The 17994-nt window shown below is 32.7% G+C and carries 10 protein-coding genes; 3 read left to right on the top strand and 7 right to left on the bottom strand.

Annotated features, from left to right (window positions below):
* Positions 1-11 precede the first annotated feature (11 nt).
* The 7 genes from AC0L3M_RS11355 to AC0L3M_RS11325 all read right to left on the bottom strand — a co-directional run bounded on the left by AC0L3M_RS11355 (position 12) and on the right by AC0L3M_RS11325 (position 13198).
* Complete coding sequence (locus tag AC0L3M_RS11355; protein WP_473430817.1) at positions 12-1373, bottom strand: glucoamylase family protein; 1362 nt, start codon at positions 1371-1373, stop codon at positions 12-14.
* A 9-nt stretch (positions 1374-1382) separates the two neighbouring features.
* Positions 1383-2750 (bottom strand): glucoamylase family protein, encoded by a 1368-nt coding sequence (locus tag AC0L3M_RS11350; protein ID WP_473430816.1) that lies wholly within the window; start codon positions 2748-2750, stop codon positions 1383-1385.
* A 98-nt stretch (positions 2751-2848) separates the two neighbouring features.
* Positions 2849-4558 carry a LamG domain-containing protein gene (locus AC0L3M_RS11345; protein WP_473430815.1) on the bottom strand — a complete coding sequence of 570 codons (1710 nt, stop codon included), beginning with the start codon at positions 4556-4558 and terminating at the stop codon, positions 2849-2851.
* A gap of 18 nt (positions 4559-4576) precedes the next feature.
* On the bottom strand, positions 4577-6109 hold the full coding sequence (locus AC0L3M_RS11340) for a RagB/SusD family nutrient uptake outer membrane protein (protein WP_341587641.1): 1533 nt from the start codon (positions 6107-6109) through the stop codon (positions 4577-4579).
* A gap of 11 nt (positions 6110-6120) precedes the next feature.
* The gene (locus tag AC0L3M_RS11335; RefSeq protein ID WP_473430814.1) at positions 6121-9156 is read right to left on the bottom strand and encodes a SusC/RagA family TonB-linked outer membrane protein; all 3036 of its coding nucleotides are present in this window, start codon (positions 9154-9156) and stop codon (positions 6121-6123) included.
* A 222-nt stretch (positions 9157-9378) separates the two neighbouring features.
* Positions 9379-12153 (bottom strand): helix-turn-helix and ligand-binding sensor domain-containing protein, encoded by a 2775-nt coding sequence (locus AC0L3M_RS11330; RefSeq protein ID WP_473430813.1) that lies wholly within the window; start codon positions 12151-12153, stop codon positions 9379-9381.
* Between the two features lie 97 nt (positions 12154-12250).
* Complete coding sequence (locus AC0L3M_RS11325) at positions 12251-13198, bottom strand: NAD-dependent epimerase/dehydratase family protein (protein ID WP_473430812.1); 948 nt, start codon at positions 13196-13198, stop codon at positions 12251-12253.
* A gap of 161 nt (positions 13199-13359) precedes the next feature.
* Between AC0L3M_RS11325 and AC0L3M_RS11320 the strand changes: the two genes are divergently transcribed.
* The 3 genes from AC0L3M_RS11320 to AC0L3M_RS11310 all read left to right on the top strand — a co-directional run bounded on the left by AC0L3M_RS11320 (position 13360) and on the right by AC0L3M_RS11310 (position 17970).
* Positions 13360-13893, top strand: coding sequence for a hypothetical protein (locus tag AC0L3M_RS11320; RefSeq protein ID WP_473430811.1), 534 nt, complete (start codon positions 13360-13362; stop codon positions 13891-13893).
* A gap of 1 nt (position 13894) precedes the next feature.
* Positions 13895-14413 carry a nuclear transport factor 2 family protein gene (locus AC0L3M_RS11315; protein WP_473430810.1) on the top strand — a complete coding sequence of 173 codons (519 nt, stop codon included), beginning with the start codon at positions 13895-13897 and terminating at the stop codon, positions 14411-14413.
* Positions 14414-14508: 95 nt separating this feature from the next.
* Positions 14509-17970 (top strand): T9SS type A sorting domain-containing protein, encoded by a 3462-nt coding sequence (locus tag AC0L3M_RS11310; protein ID WP_473430809.1) that lies wholly within the window; start codon positions 14509-14511, stop codon positions 17968-17970.
* Positions 17971-17994 lie beyond the last annotated feature (24 nt).

Raw genomic sequence — 17994 nt, 5'->3', positions numbered from 1 at the left:
TTTAAATGATTTTAATAGTTAAAGCCTAGCGTGTTTAGACCATTTTGAACGTCTTGATTTTGCATAAATAAATTCCAAATTAGTCCAGTCCTGTAGTTTTCAATCATAATTATTTGCGGACCTTGGTCAATTGCTAAATAGGCGTCTGCTACCCAATAATTATCTTTTGGGCTGAAGGCATCATAAAAACCAGCTGGACCTAATAAAATATCACTTTTACTATAAAAAAATTGCATTGCTGCTAAAGATTTTTCTGGTGTATAAGGTATAGAGCTTATGGCAGCAGTTGGTGATATTACTCCAATATCGTTACCTGGTTGATGTGCTAAATATCCGATTGTACCATCATCATTGCGTGAGTAGCTAGCTGTTAAACCCCAACAATCTGTGCCATATTTAAAATAATTTAAAGGATTGTCAACGCAATAAGCGTAGTTAATGTCTGTGTGATTTTTGTTTAAAGTCCAATAATTTGCATATTGATCTGATAAATTTGTTGGGTTTAGTCCTAAATAGGAGTAATGAGCCCAAAATAAAGGTCCAGTGCCTGATCCTGCGTGATCTAAAACTGTAGGGATATTATATTGTGTGTCTGCAGTTACTATAGTTCCATTTGAAGCCCAGCCATCTGTATATACCGAGTTTGATATGCTGTGTTCTGGTGAAGCTGCGCCAAGTATGAATGCAATTAGTGTTTCGTTATAGCCTTTTAACTCTAGGTTTAAAGCAAATTGGTTTGTTGGACTCCAATGCCAATATAGCTTATTTTGACCTTGCGTGTACCAATCCCATTCTACACCTTTCCAAAGGGTATCTGCTTGGTTTGCTAGGGTTTGTTCTTGTGTTGATCCATTTTTAAAATATTCTTGGACACAAATTAGTCCTTGTGCTAAAAATGCTGTTTCTACTAGGTCTCCACCATTATCCTCAGGACTAAAAGGGATGACTTGTCCTGAGGCTCCATCAATCCAATGTGGCCAAGCGCCATGAAAACGGTCTGCATTTTCAAAAAAGTTGAGTATGGTAGTTAATCGTTGTACGCCTTGGTCTCTTGTAATATAGCCTTTTTCAATACCAATAATAATCGCCATTAATCCAAAACCACTACCTCCTGTAGTAACTACATTTTGGTTTAATGAAGGGTTGCTAGGATGATAACGTTCCTTAGTTGCTCCTGACGGTGAATTTGCAAAATCCCAGAAGTATTTAAAAGTTTTTTCTTGTACTAAATCCATCAAGGCTTGATCCGTTAAAGGCTCAATAACTGGAGTATTGTTGTTAGGCATATAAGGCTCTTGGTAACCTGGTCCATCATCTGATGCGCAAGAAAACAATAGGGCTATTGTAATTAATAGGAAGTGTATATTTTTCATTTTTAATTTTTAATTTATGTTTTTTAGGCTAAAATCCAATTTGGCAAGTCCGTTTTGTAAATCTTTGTTACCCATAAATAGTTTCCAAAATAAGCCTGTTCTATAGTTTTCTATCATTATAGGAATTGGTCCTTGATCAATTGCTAAATATCTTGGCAAATACCATTTGTGTTCTATACTAAAAGCATCATAAGGACCATATTTGCCTATTAAAGTATCTTGTTTTGTATACATATATCTAAGCATTTGCATACTTTGTTTAGGCGTATATGGAAATGAAGATAATGCAGCAGTTGGACTAATGACTCCTAAATCTGCTCCTGGTCTATGTCCTGAATATCCTTTCATGGAGTAACTAGAAGTTAGTCCCCAAAGACTGTCTCCATAGCCTTTAAATTTGTTAGGGTTTTTAACAGCATATTGATAATGTATCTTAGCATGATTTGTTGTTAATTGCCAATAGTCTGCATATTTATCCTTGATTATTTTAGGGTTTAAACCAAGGTAGGAATAGTGTGCCCAGAATAATGGCCCAATAGGTGAGTCATCATGTTCATAGTAATTTAAGACTAAAGGAATATCGTACATACTGTCTGATGTTACAATGTCTCCTTTTTTAGCCCAACCATTATCATATACTGATTTTTTGATTGGATGTGTTGGAGAAGCAGCTGCTAGTATATACATAATCAAACATTCATTGTAGCCTCCAACGGGAAAATTCATTTCCCATTGATATTCTGGTGACCAATGCCAGTATAGTACATCTTCTCCGTTTTTTGTATACCAATCCCATTCTACATCTTTCCACAATTTGTCTATTCTGTTAACTAATTGTTGTTCTTTTTGGTTTCCGTTTTTAAAATATTCAGAAACCGTTAGAAGTCCTTGAATTAAAAACGAAGTTTCTACTAAATCACCACCATTATCTTTTTTGCTAAAGGGAATTACTTTTCCTGTTTCACCATTAAGCCAATGTGGCCAAGCACCATGAAATCGGTCGGCTGTTTCTAAAAAAGTAACTGCTTTTATATATCTATCTAGTGCTTGTTCTCTTGTAATCCATTGTCTTTCTACACCAACTAAAATAGCCATTAATCCAAACCCACTTCCTCCAGTTGTTACTGTGTTAATTGGAGTAGTTGGATAGATGTTGTCCATATGAACTCTTTCTCTGGCTAAACCAGAATTTGGGTCTGAAGCTTCCCAAAAATAGTCAAACGTTTGTTTTTGTATGGTGTCTAATAATTGGTTATCTGTTAATTGTAATTTGACTGGTTTAAAATGGGATATAGGTGTTTCTTTTTTACTTTTACAGCTTGTTAACACTATGAAAATTAAAAAGATAAGGGTAAAGTTTTTAGGAAGGATTTTCATTGAGTTATGAGATTAATTGCCTCAGCTGTATTAAAAACATAATACAGCTAAAGCATAGGAGAACTAAATCAAAATAAAAAGGGTGCTATTAATAAATATTATAACATAGACTGTATTTCAGCCTGTGTAAGTGTTGTGTTATATATACGTAATTCGTCCATTAGACTACTATCAGATAGGTGTCCCCAATAATCAAAGGTTGGTCCACCAGCACCAATAACTATTTGTGTACAACCAGTCCAATCAATACTTGCTCCAAGAGCAGATGTTAGGGTTTCGGCTCCATTGATGTAAATTTTACTTTCAGTAGGAGATACTGTTAAGGCTATGTGTACCCATTCTCCAGCAGTAACATCTATTACGCCTCCATCATTCCAACTTTCAGCAGTACCTGTTCCTATATTAGCTTTTATACGTTGTTCTGTCGCGTTACCTTCTCTAAATAATCTAAAGCCTTGGTTTCTGTCATCAGCATCATCGCCAACGGTTAAAATTCCGGATCTATCAGGTGTTGCATTTACCTTATACCAAAAGGTTGTGCTAAACTGGTCGCTACCAAAAAGATTATTTGTAGGGAATGTTAAATATGAATCTGTTGTCGCTGTAAAAGCGTCGCTTCCAGAATAACTATCAGATGTCGACTGTGGTGTTCCTACTTCTGAAGCAGTTTGTAAGCTAATTAAATCGGTATTACTGCCATCAAAAGGCATGTAAAATGTTTCGCCATTATAGATTGGTGTATATGGATTAGTCACATTAATCATGTTTTGGATTTCTGTTTGTGTCATTGCTATGTTGAATAACCTTAACTCGTCCATTGCGCTATTATCCGATAAATGATCCCAATAACTAAATGTTGGACCTCCTGCACCTATGTTAATATCATTACATCCAGTCCAGTCTATAGGATTGGATAATGCTATAGTGTTTACTGGTACTCCGTTAAAATAAATAACACTCTCTGTTGCCGAAATTGTAAATGCAATATGGATCCACTCTCCAGCAGTAACATCTATTACGCCTCCATCATTCCAACTGTCAGAAGCTCCTGTACCAATATTTATTTTGATACGTTGTTCTGTTGCACTACCTTCTCTAAATAATCTAAACCCTTGGTTTCTATCTATTTCATCATCTCCAATAGTTAAAATTCCAGATCTATCAGGAGTTGCATTAACTTTATACCAAAAGGCTCCAGTAAATTGGTTGCCTAAATTGGTTTGATCTAAAGGAAATGTTAGATAAGAATCTGTTGTTGCTTTATAAGAGTTTGTACCTAAAAAGCTTTCTCCTGCAAATGAAGGATTACCTGTTTGCGCTGGATCTGTAATGGTTACCAGCTCAGTAAATGTTCCATCAAATGGCATGTAGAAAAACTCTCCATTAAATAAAGGTGAATAAGGAGGCTCTTTGCTAAAATTAACTAATGTACTAGTTATGTTTCCTGAGATATCTGTAGCGCTAACCTCTACAGTATGTTCACCACTTGTGATTCCGCTATGTGGTACACTTGCATTGAAATTGCGATAGTCTAAAAACGAATTAAAGGTTGCAATTTGATTACCATCTACTTTAACAGAGATGATTTGAATCTCGATGTCATCCGAAACTTCAAACTGAATATCAATTGCGCTTTCAATTGCTATGTCTTGAATTACTGTACCTTCTGTTGGAAAAATCACATTTACAGTTGGTGCTCCAGCATCTGGTCCAGGATTAACCTCTGTTAATGGGTCTATACCTTCGTAACAAGATGACATTAAGACTAATACAACTAGTGATACTATATATTTACTAATATTTTTCATGATTAAAGGATTTTAATATTATTCTAATGGAAGTAAGTCAAGTTGTGCTTGTGGGTAAGGTAAAAGCTCGTCTTGAGCGGTAAACGTCCTGCCTTCGTAGCTTAGCTCATCATATTTATTAAGTCTAATCATGTCAAAGTATCTGATTCCCCATTCCATACCCAATTCTGCAAATTTTTCATCCATTACATCATCTGTGGTTACTCCAGATAATGGACTCATTCCTACACGATTTCTAACCATGTTTACTGCTTGATCAGCAGTCATAATTGAGCCTGATGCACCATGAGTTAGTGCTTCTGCATACATTAATAATATTTCTGAATATCTTATAACGTTAAAGTTTTTACTAGACCCATAATCGTTTCTTCCAGGAGTTAACTGGTTAGATGGTAAGTAGTGTTTACCACTTGCAAACATTGCTCTAGTGTAGTCATTAAATACGTCTCCATCTGGAGTTGTGTTACTTATATAACTAGGTAAAGTTGAGTAGCTAGGATCTAACATAATCTCTGCAATACCACGTGGTGTAAAACATACGCTGGTCACAAGACGCGTTTCGTCATCTCTATCTATCATAAATTTAATATACTTTAAGCTAGGCTCATAAAAACCCCATCCACCAGAAGCAGTAGACACTGCAGGTGTCCAACTAGAAGGTCCAAAAGGTGCATAAAGATGGTTGTTTGTGTTACCTGTATCAGTGTTATAATCTGAAAATTGTAATTCAAATAAACTTTCGTTGCTTAGTTTTCCTGGTTTTTTAAATAATTCATAAAAATCAGGAAATAAAGTAAACTTATTAGAGCTAATAATTTCTGCAGTAATATCCGCAACAGCTTGATAGTTTTCAAGTTCTAAATTTGCTAGAGCTTTAATGGCTAAGGCTGTGTATTTAGTAACTCCACCAGGAACATCTGTTCTTTCGTTCGGTCTCATGTCAGATAAAAAAGGGATGGCTTCATCCATAAGTTCTGATACGTAAAGCATAACGTCTTCTTTAGTATCTACACCATTATCTATGTCTGTAGACACGTTAGAGTTAGTTATAATAAAAATATCTCCCCAAAGACGTGACATTTGTAAGTGTTGAAAACCGCTTAATACTTTAGTTTCTGCGATATATTGGTCAGCTAAACTTATATTGTCTCCAGTAGCAAACTCTTTATATTTAAGTATTGTTTCTCCAGAGTTTACGATATCTGTAATATCTCCATAAAAGTTTTCCCAAACTTGATTGTACATCCAATAACCATTATCATAATTGTAAAGGTCAGCGTTAGTAAATCCGCCTTGAGCATCTCCGACACCACCAGCGTTTACGTCATCACCTCTTACGCCTATTAATAATGGATCTTCCCAACCTCTAGAATAGGTTTCAGAATAAGCACCAATTAATGGTAATATCATGTCTTCTGATGCAGTAAAATCTAAATCATCTGCAGACAATTGACCGTCATTTTCCTCTAACTTGTCACTACAAGATACTGTGGTGATAAATGCAACTAACAACAATGCTAGTGGCTTTAAAAGTTGTTTTAAATTTTTCATTTTTAGCATTTTTATATTTTAATATTAACACCAACAGTATAAACTGCTGGGATTGGATATGTTTGTCTGTCTACACCATTTGCAACTTCTGGATTAAATCCATTGTAGCTAAAAGATGTAAATGGACGATCTGCTGTAAAAGTTATTTTAGTTTCTGGTAAGTTTTTACCATCAATTAACTTAGAAGGGATAGTGTAGGCAAGTTGTATGTTTTGTACACGGAAATAAGATCCATTTTCAACAAAGAAAGAACTCATTTTTTGATTCCAACCTTTTCTTCTACCTTCAGAAGATGGATAATCATTACTTGTGCCTTCTCCATGCCATCTGTTTATGGCAAAATCTGCATCGATGTTAGTATCATTAGTAAATAATACTTCACCTCTTTTTCTGTTTAAAATTTCATTACCACTTTGTCCAGCTATTGCAACAGAAAAATCGAAGTTTTTGTAGCTTACTTGCATATTAGCACCATATGTAAAATCAGGTAAATATGACCCTAACACCACTCTGTCATCTGCATCAATTTTACCATCATTATTTTGGTCCTTATAAATAAAATCACCTGGTACTAGTTGGTTACTGTTTTCTGAAAGCTCATACTGAGCTGTTGGATCTGCAGCTACTTGTGCTTCGTTTTGATAGACTCCGTCAATTTCCCATCCATAAAAAGCATTTACAGGCTCTCCAACCATTAATCTTTGTCTAAATTCTGCACTACCAGTATCATAATAGCCTTGGTCTGTGTTTATTTTTGTTACCTTATTGTCTAAAGTCCCAAAGTTTCCGCCTACCGAAAAGCTCCAATTATCATTAATTGTTTGGCTCCAATTAGCAGCAATTTCTAGACCTTGGTTTCTCATTTCACCAGCATTAACCAATAAAGTGTTACTAACAATTGCTTGATCCACCGGAACGACTAGCTTTTTAGTGTCTCTGATAAAGTAATCTGCTTCTAATGTTAATTTGCTATTAAATAACCTTGCACTAATACCAAAATTAGTTTCTTCTAGTATTTCTCTTTCTAAATCTGTAAAGTTGCTAGAGCTTATAATTCCATTAGTTTGTGTGTCATCGATTGCAGTTGTTAATTGAGATACTGTTCTGGTACCAGCACTTCCACCTAATTGTCCATTAGCTAATTGTCCCCAACTTGCACGTAATTTAAGAAAATCTATAACATTACTATTTTGCATAAAATTTTCTTTAGAGACAACCCATCCAACACCAAATGCAGGTGTTGTTTCCCATATTTTTTTAGGAAATTTTGCATCACCTTCACGTCTTACTGTAGCATTTAACAAGTACTTATCTTTTAAGCTATACTCTAATCTTCCAAAATATGCTAAAGTGTAAAAGCGGTCTCCAATTTCGTTAACTTGACTAGCAAAAGAGGTTGGGTCTGCAAAATTTAAATACCAAGAACTTTCTAAATCTATTCCTTGTACGTCGTTACCAGTAGCGCTAAAACTATTAGTTTGCTCATCACCATAAGAGGATCCAGCTAATAACTTAAAACTGTGGTCACCAAAGTTGTCTTTATAAGTAAGGGTGTTGTCCCAATACTGAGTAGAGTAGGTTAGATTTGCTCTTCTTATAGAAGACGTCTCTCTTTGTGAGTTTTGTGAAATAAAATATGGTAACCTTACATTACGCTCTGCTATTGTAGAGTAGTCGTGGCTATAAGATGTTTTAAAAGAAAGCTTGTCAGGAACAAGATCATACTCAGCATAAACACTAGCTAATATTTTTTTAATCTTTAATTGGTTGTTATTGTAGGTCATTGAAGGAAAAGGGTTTTGAGATCCTCTGTAACCTAAAAGCGTAGCGTCTGAAAACGGAATTGGCGATGCGTCTGTATTTGCATAGTCATAAACTGGTAGAATTGGCACTGCAAAATAGGCTTGAAACCATGCGCCATTTTCTGGATTATATTTAGTAGCATTACTAAAAATAGAATTTACGCCAATTTTTAATCTGTCTGAAACTTTAAAATCAAGATTGGATTGAAGATTAAAACGCTCGTATTCGTTTTTCATATCTAAGATACCATCTTGAGAAAAATAACTTGCATTGACACCATAAGATGTAGACTCGCTTCCACCATTTATAGCAATATTATGACTTGTAATTGTCGCGTCTCGTAACACTTCGTTATACCAATCTGTGTTTACATTTGGTACGTTAGGATTGATTCTGCTTCTACCAAATCTTTCAATTGCATTTTGTACAAATTGAATATCAGATTCTGATCCAGACTCGTAAGCCATAGTTACAAATTGTTCGGCATTAGCCATTTTTACCACATTTTGTGCATGTTGTATTCCTGTATATCCACTATAAGTGATTTCAGGTTTTTTCTCAAACTTACCACCATTTGTTTCTATGATAATAACACCATTAACACCACGTCTTCCAAAAATAGCAATTGATGACGCATCTTTTAAAACAGATACACTTTGTATTTGGCTACTGTCTAGAAAATCGATGTTGTCGTAAAACATTCCGTCAACGACAAATAGAGGTGTTCCACCTGCAGCGTAAGAGTTAACACCACGTATTCTAATAGAAGGCGAATCTCCTGGAGACCCTACGCTTGTCACTTGTACACCAGCAACCTTACCTTGTAAAGATTGCATTACATTACTGTTGGGTGTTTTTTGGATGTCTTCAGATTTTATTGTTGTGATGGCTCCTGTTACATCGGCTTTTTTTTGTGCACCATAACCAATAACGACAACCTCTTCTAAGGATTGTGCATCCACCTCTAAAGCGATATTTATAACGTTATTATTAGCAATAGTAACATTTTTAGTTTTAAAACCAATGTAACTAAACTCTACTATATTACCTTGAGAAAGTGTGATAGCATAGTTACCATCAAAATCAGTACTTGTTCCTTTAGCTGTACCCTTTACTATAACATTAACGTTTGGTAAGGGTAAACCATCCTCTGCACTTGTAACAACTCCTGTTACAGTTTTGTCTTGAGCTAAAATACTAATGCTCAATAAAAAGAAGAATAGAAAATTAAGTTTTAATTTCATGTATTTTTATTTTAGAATGTTAGTGAAGTAAAATTACTATCTATTTATCTTTAATTTTAAAATGCAAATACATTTTGATTACGTCAAGGTTAAGTTAATGTTAACAAAGCTAGTGCTGACGTATTATAAACCATGGTATTAATCAGTAAATAGGACACTAAAACGATATAGTGACGTAGTATTGACGTAGTAATTTATGTTATAATTTAGATAAAAATGCGTTTAAATGAAGCTGTTTAGATAGTCTGTAAGCGAGTCTTCTGAGCTTAAATTTAATTTTCGTTTTAAACGATATCTGTGTGTTTCTATTCCTCTGGTAGAAATATTCATTAAAGGAGCAATCTCTTTTGTTACTAAATTCATCTTAATATATGCGCATAATTTTAAGTCTTTATGCGATAGTTTTGGATGTTTAATCTTTAATTGATTGAAGAATTTTTCATGCACCTGATTAAAGTTATATTCAAATATTTCCCATTCGTCTTTATGACCAATGGTATGATCAATTTTTTTCTGAAGACGTTTGCTAACTTGTTTATTTTGGAACTGACCTTCGTTAATTTGAAGTTCTTTTTTAATTTCTAGTAAAGCTTCATTTTTCTTAACCAATGCAATAGCTGTATTTGCTAATTGCTTGCTTTTTAATTTGATTTCGTTTTGAAGTGATTCATTTTTAAGTTTAATAATCTTACGATCATTTTCAATATTTTTTTCTTTTAAAATCTGTTGTTGCTCTTTTTTAAATTCTATTTCTAGTAGTTTTTGTTCTTTCTTCATTTTTCTTTTATGAAGTAAATACATTATACCTAAAGCTAAAATTAAGGCTAATGCGTATATTATAAAACCTGTACTAGACTTGTACCATGGTGGTAAAACATGAAGATTTATTGTTTTTACTGGAGAGGTTTCGCCTGCTTTATTGGAAGTTCTGAATAATATTGAAAAGTCTCCATTTTTGATATTGGACAATACTAAGTTTTCATTATCTACTTTGTCCCATTTAGTAGGATTTGTGCTTAAACTGTATTCAAAAAAATGATTGTTAGAGTTTGGAGAGGCTATAGATATGCTTAGTTTTCCGTTATTTGGTAACTCTATTACCGAAGTGTCAATCTTTACTCTAACGTCGTTTACTTGTATTTTTTCGATTAGTGGTTTAACTGGTTTTTTAACGGTAAAATTTTGGTTTGCATTTAGTAATAAAAAGCCATTATTTAAGTTAAGCGCATAGATAGAATCATTAATTTGTGATATGTTTTCATACCCAACAATTAGTCTGTCATCGTAATAATCTCTAGTTAAAACCAATTTATCGTTGTTAGTGGCTTTAAGTTGAATGATGCCTTTGTGGTTTTTAAAAAACAAGTTATTAGTTAAGTCTTCTGACACGACATCAGATTGAGGACCTATTTTGTCGTTTAAAAATTTATATGGAATTATGCTGTCAGCCAATGGCTCGTAGGTTTTCCAGCCATCATTGGTTTTAAAGCAAATATTGTTTTTAATTTTATAGACTTTAATATTGTAGTCGGAAGCAGTTGTTTTTGTGTTATATTCTTTATAATCAATAATGGAATCAAAGGTGTTATTTAACTTTACTTTTATTAAGCCTTTGTAAGCATGTGCAGCCCAAATATTATTTTTGTCTTCAAACTCTAAATATTTTATTGGGATTGTTGGTTGTCCTAAGTAGGATGCAGACCAGCTTTCTTCTGTTTTATTAAATTTTACTAATCCACCATAAGTACCTTGAACATAGCTGTTGTTGTCAGGTATTTTTTTGATTGTCCAACCTCCTGTAAAGTTTGATATTAACTGTATGGTGTTATTTTTTACTAAAAAAGTACCATCATTATGTCCACAAAATAACTGATTATCTATCACTTTTAGATCCCATACTTGTCCTTGAGACCCTTCAATAAATATTAATTGATGTTGATTGTTTAAATAATATAGACCTGTGTTGCTACCAATATAAATGGTGTCATTATACTTTATTACATCGTAAACTGCACCTAGTTTACCAGAAACATCATTATAGTATGTTATGTTGTTTTTTAAATTTATTTTGGATAATCCATTGTCTAAACAAACCCAAATATTAGCATCATTATCTGCTATTATATTTAAAACGGTGTTGTTAACTAGCCCATTTTCTTTATTAATATTAAATATGACTTGCCCTAAATTGTCTGTAACATAAATTCCATTTTTTATAGTTCCAAACACCATATTTCCGTTTTCTAATTTTAAAAAACTATTAAGTTGATGTTTTTTTATTATATCATTAATTGGAAGCTTAGTTGGTTGTAGGTTGTTATTTATTAACGTAAAGCTTCCTTTTAAAGCAGTTGTAATTAATAAACTATTTTGGTAGTTGGTTATTCCAATAATTTTAGAGTCAACAAGATCATCGCTAAATAAAAAAGGCGTTAAGGTATTGTCTTTTAGTGTAAATATTCCGTTGGTTAATGTATTGACATAAACCGTATCGTTAGATACAGAACAAGAGATGATTGTATCAGTAGATTCAATTTTTGTAATGGTATTGTTTTCTAAAACATAGACGTTTAAAAAAGATCTAAATATTATTTTGTTATCGTATTGTAGAATTTGCCAAAACTCCTCATTAAGTGATTTGTTTTGATTAATTAAATGCGACAACGAGTGATAAATTAGTTCTCCTTTGTTGTTATATTGCCAGTAGCCAAACTCTTCATACGAGCCAGTATATATCTTGTCTTTAACAACTAAAACAGAGCGGATTGTAGTTTTGTTGGGTAAGGCGTTTAGTTCCCAATTTAAACCATTATATACTAGTAAACCATTATTATTTGCAACATAGACTTTTCCGTTTTCAGCTTTAGAAACGCCCCAGTTTTGGTTTCCTGCATCATATTGCGAAAACGAAAAATTCTCAAAATAAGGAGTATATTGTGCTTGAGCAAGTTGACTTGCTATTAGTACAATAAATAACAGATGTATCCTTATTTTCATTATAATTAAACGTTTGTTTCGATAAAGTATAAATTTAGTTAGAGACTCTTTTTTATGTATTTATTTAACTATCTACAAATTAGATTGATTAATACAGCTAAGACTTTTTATTTAAATTGCTTAGCATGTCTTTGGTTATTCCATCCAAATCAAATTGATGTTTCCAATCCCATTGTTCTCTAGCTTCAGTGTCATCAATACTACTTGGCCAAGAGTCTGCAATTTGTTGTCTAAAATCAGGCTTATAGCTAATTTTAAATTCTGGAATTTCTTTCTTTATAGACTCTGCAATCTCTTTTGGAGTAAAGCTAATTCCAGAAAGATTATAAGAAGATCTGATTTTTATTTTATCAGAATCTGCAGACATAATATTTACAGTAGCCTTAATTGCATCATCCATGTACATCATTGGAAGCGCTGTATTTTCGGTTAAAAAACACGCGTAATTATTATTTTTTAAAGCTTCATGATAGATTTCTACAGCATAATCTGTTGTTCCTCCACCAGGTAGCGTTTTCCAGCTAATTATTCCTGGGTAACGTAAGCTTCTTACATCTACATCATATTTTTCGTGATAATATTCACACCAACGTTCACCAACTTGCTTAGTGATTCCGTAAACAGTAGTTGGTTCCATGACTGTATATTGAGGAGTGTTTTCTGTTGGAGTAGTAGGTCCAAATACAGCAATACTAGAAGGCCAAAATACTTTTTTAATAGCTTTAGCTTTAGCTAAATTTAATACATGAAAAAGTGATTGCATGTTTAAATCCCAAGCTTTCATTGGATACTTTTCTCCTGTAGCACTTAATAAAGCTGCCATTAGGTAAATGGTATCAATATTATGTTTTTCGCAACATATTTTAATGGATGCATAATCCATAGCATCGATAATCTCAAATGTACCAGAATTGACTAAATCTAGGTTATTGTAATTTAAATCACTTGCAATAACATTAGCATCACCATGTATAGCTCTAAGTTTGTAGGTTAATTCTGAACCTATTTGTCCTCCTGCTCCAATAATTAATATTTTTTCGCTCATTTTGTTGGATTATGTGTAAAATATGCGCTCAAAAGTAATAACATTTTAAAGATTTATTAATAAAAAAATTATAAAAGTGGTCAGAATAAACAATTTTAAGTTTTAATAATATTTAACTCTTTAATCTAATATATTTGTGTGTCAAACATTTAGTTTTAATCATGAGATTTATAAAATTATTAGTAATTACTGTATTGTTATTTACATCTTGTAAAAAGGAAAATACAGAAATAACAGCTGAAGAGGAATCAATGCAAAATATAGTTGTAACGGATTCGTTAAAATTAACTAAGAAAGATATTTCTAAAGTTAATTATAAAGACATAGGCTTAGATGCAAAGACTAATAAGGTTATTTCAAATTGGCAACCTTACTTGAATGTCGTTAACGGAATAGAAAAAATCAAACTTCCTGATTTTTCATTTTTTAATGCAGATGCAGATTTGTTTGTTTCTAGCCTTAAAGATTTAGAAGAAACAATACCTGAAGGTATCAATACTGAGCCTATAAAAGCTAGAGTTTTGGTTTTAAAAACCATGCTTTTTAAGTTTCAAGAAATTGAAAGTTTAAATACAAGTTCAAAAAAAGATAAGTTATTGGCAATACAACAAGTGTTTGTTGCGCTTTCTAATTTAAACCTTCAGATAAACAAAAAGATAGAAAAAGATAGTCAAACTATTATAAAGCCTTATTAAAATGAAATACGTATTTTTTTGTCTAATAGGTCTTACCCTATTGTTTTCTTGTAAAGTAGCAGAAGTGCAAGTGGATGTTGTAAAGCAAAAAGAAGATATAAATTCCAGTTTGGAAGCTTGGCATAAAGCTGCTGCAGAAGCCAATTTTGATGATTATTTTAATTTAATGACAACAGATGGCGTTTTTATAGGTACAGATGCAACCGAAAATTGGCAAAACAATCAATTCAAGGCATTTGCTAAACCTTATTTTGATAAAGGAAAAGCATGGAGTTTTACTACAATATCAAGAAATGTTTATGTATATGAAAATCAAAAGCTAGCATGGTTTGATGAATTATTAGATACACAAATGGAAATTTGCAGAGGGTCTGGAATTGTTGAAAAAGTTGGCGATGTGTGGAAGGTTAAACATTATGTCTTGTCAATAGCAATTCCAAATGATAATGTAAGTGAAGTGACAAATTTAAAAAAGGCATCAGATAGCATTTTAAAGTTAAAATTATTAAAAAACTACTAAATACTTAAAAAAGAATGTATTTTGTCGATGTTTTTTGTTAATACATCAGTAGTTAAATAAAAAACTTCTATTTTTGATTTTAAAATGTTAGAAAAATGAAAAAAATGTTACTCTTAGTTTTTGTGCTTTTTAGTACTTTAACTTTTGCTCAATTTAATCAAGATGCTCCATGGATGAGTAGTCTTAAGCAAACGTCAAGCGATAAATCAAAACCTGCAAAATTTCAGGATATAGTTGACGCCTTTAATACCTATTGGAAAACTAGAGATCCTAATCAAAAAGGGAGTGGTTATAAACCATTTAAAAGATGGGAAACGTATTGGTCAAATTATGTAAAACCAGACGGTACACTTCCAACATCTTTGGAGTTATGGAATACATATTTGGACGTTGTAAATTCAAAAAGCAACTTAAAAAGTAGCAATATAATGGTTGATGAGAGTGATTGGCAACCTGTTGGTCCTTTTACGCATTCTAATACTGGATCTTGGTCTTCTGGACAAGGTAGAATAAATGTTGTAGTGCAAGATCCAAATATACCTACAACAATTTATGCAGGAGCACCTGCTGGAGGTTTATGGAAATCTATTGATTCTGGTTTGTCGTGGATTACCACCACAGATGATTTACCTCAAATCGGAGTTTCGGGAATTGCTATTGATAGCAATAATAGTGATATTATTTATATCGCTACAGGAGATGATGACGCAGGAGATTCTTTTAGTGTAGGTGTCATGAAATCTATAGATGGTGGATTAACGTGGAATACTACAGGGTTAAATCCTGGAAACTCACCAAACTCTATGAATGATATTTATATCAATCCAACAAACTCTAATATGTTATGGGTAGCTACAAGTAATGGTGTTTATAAAACTATTGATGGAGGTGTAAATTGGAGCAATCTTAATACGTCTAACGCTTCTAATGGCACTGTAGGATTAAATATTAAAGACATAAAAATTAAGCCAACAGATCCAAATACTTTATACGCAGTAACTAGCAACAGGTTTTATAAATCTGTTGATGGCGGAGAATCGTTTACATTGGTTACTGGAGGATTACCTTTTAATGGTATTTCTAGAATGGTTATAGATGTAACACCTGCAAATCCTGACGTGGTCTATGTTTTGCTGTCGGATAATAGCTATGGTTTTAGAGGTGTTTATAAATCATCAAATGCTGGTGTTAATTTTACTCAAGTAGCTTCATTGGCTAATAATGGTGATATTTTTGAATCTACGCAGTCTTGGTACGATCTTGCTTTTGCAGTTTCGGACACAGATGAAAACGAAATTTATACAGGAGTCCTAAATATTTGGAAAGGTAATGTTACCGGAAGTCAAACTAATTTCACAAAAATTAATAATTGGAATGCACCATTTTCATCCTCTTATTCTCATGCAGACATTCATTTTTTAAGATTTTTTAATGGTGACTTATATGCAGGAACAGATGGTGGTTTTTACAAATCTCAAAATAAAGGAATAAGTTTTACAGACTTAACAGCAGGAATGCAAATCAGTCAGTTTTATAGAGTAGCAGTATCAAAACAAAGCTCTAATAAAATGGTTGGTGGATTACAAGATAATGGTGGTCATGCTTTTAATAATGGACAGTGGCAAAATTATTATGGAGCAGATGGTATGGATACTGCAATTGATCCTGCCAACTCCAATAATTATTATGGATTTACGCAAAATGGAGGCGGATTATATATATCCTCAAATGCAGGTGGTGCAATAACAGGTAGTGTAGGTTCTCCTGCTGGAGAAGAGGGTAATTGGATTACACCTTTGGCTATGAGTGTTAATAGTGAGCTGTATTCTGGTTTTAATTCATTATATAAATTAGTAGATAATAATTGGGTAGCAGTGTCGTCTTCGTTTGGTTCTAATATTGATGCTATAGAGATCGATCCAATAAATCCAGATAATATCTATGTTGTTATAAATGCTTCATTAAGAAAAAGTACTAATGGAGGAGTTTCTTTTACAAATGTTGCTTCTTTTAGTTCTAATATAACCTCTGTTGAAGTTAATAATTCTGATAACGCGATAGTATACGTTACTACCTCAGGATTTTTCGGTCAAGTTTTAAAATCAGTTGATGGCGGAAACAATTTTACCGACATAACAAGTGGCTTGCCAACAGTAACTAAAAATAGTATAAAACATCAAGGATTACATTCTAAAAATCCATTGTTTTTAGGCACAAGTTTAGGCGTTTATAGATATGATGATGATACTTTAACATGGGATTTATTTAACAACGATTTACCTAATGTTGCTGTAACTGATGTAGAAATTAATGTTTTAGATGATAAAATTACTGCAGCTACTTACGGTAGAGGTATATGGCAATCTAGTATTCCAACCGAATTGGCAGCTACAGATGTTAAATTGGTAGCGCTTAATGGTATTAGTGCAGCTGTAGATTGTAATGCTAATATTGTACCTCAAGTAGAAATTAAAAACAATGGGTTAAGTCCTATAACATCTGTAGATTTTAATTACTTAATCGATGGTGTTTCTAATGTTTATAATTGGACAGGTAATTTACTGTCGGAAACATCAACTTTAGTGGATTTACCAGTATTAAATTTACCTAAAGGAATTTATACATTTAAAGTATCATCAACTATTGCTGGTGATGCTTATGCAAGTAATAATGACTCTGAAGAAAAAGTTATTTATGTTAATGATAGCGGTGTAACACAAGTGGTAAATACATTTGAAACACCTGAAGAAGCACTATTAGTTATTGACGAAAGCGCAGCAACACAATATTGGCAACGAGGTGTTCCAACAGGAGCAGTCTTAAACAACCCGTCTTCAGATTTGTCTAATCAAGTATATGGTACAAACTTAGTAGGAGATTATGATAACAATGTAAAAAGTTATTTAGTGTCGCAATGCTTTGATTTAACCACTTTATTAAGTCCTGAGCTTAAATTTGATATGGCTTTTCAGCTTGAAGATGATTGGGATCTATTATATATGGAGTACTCCATTGATCAAGGATTAAACTGGACTGTTTTAGGTACAGCAACAGATCCAAATTGGTACAATAATGATACTGCACAAGGCGAAAATAATACGTGTTTTAACTGTATTGGGTCTCAATGGTCTGGAACGGATGCACAATCTGCTACAATGTCAGAGTATAGCTATGATTTAACAGCATTAAATGCAGAGACTAGTATTATGTTTAGGTTTGTATTTCAATCTGATCAAGCTGTTCAGGAAGAAGGTGTTATTATTGATAATTTTGTGATCAGAGGAACCGACAATTTAAGTGTTGACCAGTTTGAAACTAACAATTTTATGGTGTATCCAAATCCATCAAAAGGCTTATTCAATATTAAAACACTTTCTAATCAAAGTTTTGATGTTGCGGTTTATGACCTTACAGGGAAATTAATTTATAATAAATTAGAAGCTAAAACTAATAATAATTTGTATCAATTGGATTTAAGTAGCTTTTCAACAGGAGTTTATTTTTTAAATTTACAGACTAATGTTGGCAGAATAACTAAAAAGCTAATTGTTAATTAAAAGTTAATTTAAACTTAAAAAACG

Source organism: Olleya sp. KJ81-1, assembly GCF_055808135.1.
Note: the sequence above shows the minus strand (reverse complement) of the source record. Positions and strands in the feature narration are given on the sequence as shown.

Coding starts and splice junctions, on each gene's coding strand:
- AC0L3M_RS11350 (WP_473430816.1), bottom strand. CDS start 2,750: ATGAAAATCCTTCCTAAAAACTTTACCCTTATCTTTTTAATTTTCATA.
- AC0L3M_RS11320 (WP_473430811.1), top strand. CDS start 13,360: ATGAGATTTATAAAATTATTAGTAATTACTGTATTGTTATTTACATCT.
- AC0L3M_RS11335 (WP_473430814.1), bottom strand. CDS start 9,156: ATGAAATTAAAACTTAATTTTCTATTCTTCTTTTTATTGAGCATTAGT.
- AC0L3M_RS11345 (WP_473430815.1), bottom strand. CDS start 4,558: ATGAAAAATATTAGTAAATATATAGTATCACTAGTTGTATTAGTCTTA.
- AC0L3M_RS11355 (WP_473430817.1), bottom strand. CDS start 1,373: ATGAAAAATATACACTTCCTATTAATTACAATAGCCCTATTGTTTTCT.
- AC0L3M_RS11310 (WP_473430809.1), top strand. CDS start 14,509: ATGAAAAAAATGTTACTCTTAGTTTTTGTGCTTTTTAGTACTTTAACT.
- AC0L3M_RS11325 (WP_473430812.1), bottom strand. CDS start 13,198: ATGAGCGAAAAAATATTAATTATTGGAGCAGGAGGACAAATAGGTTCA.
- AC0L3M_RS11340 (WP_341587641.1), bottom strand. CDS start 6,109: ATGAAAAATTTAAAACAACTTTTAAAGCCACTAGCATTGTTGTTAGTT.
- AC0L3M_RS11330 (WP_473430813.1), bottom strand. CDS start 12,153: ATGAAAATAAGGATACATCTGTTATTTATTGTACTAATAGCAAGTCAA.
- AC0L3M_RS11315 (WP_473430810.1), top strand. CDS start 13,895: ATGAAATACGTATTTTTTTGTCTAATAGGTCTTACCCTATTGTTTTCT.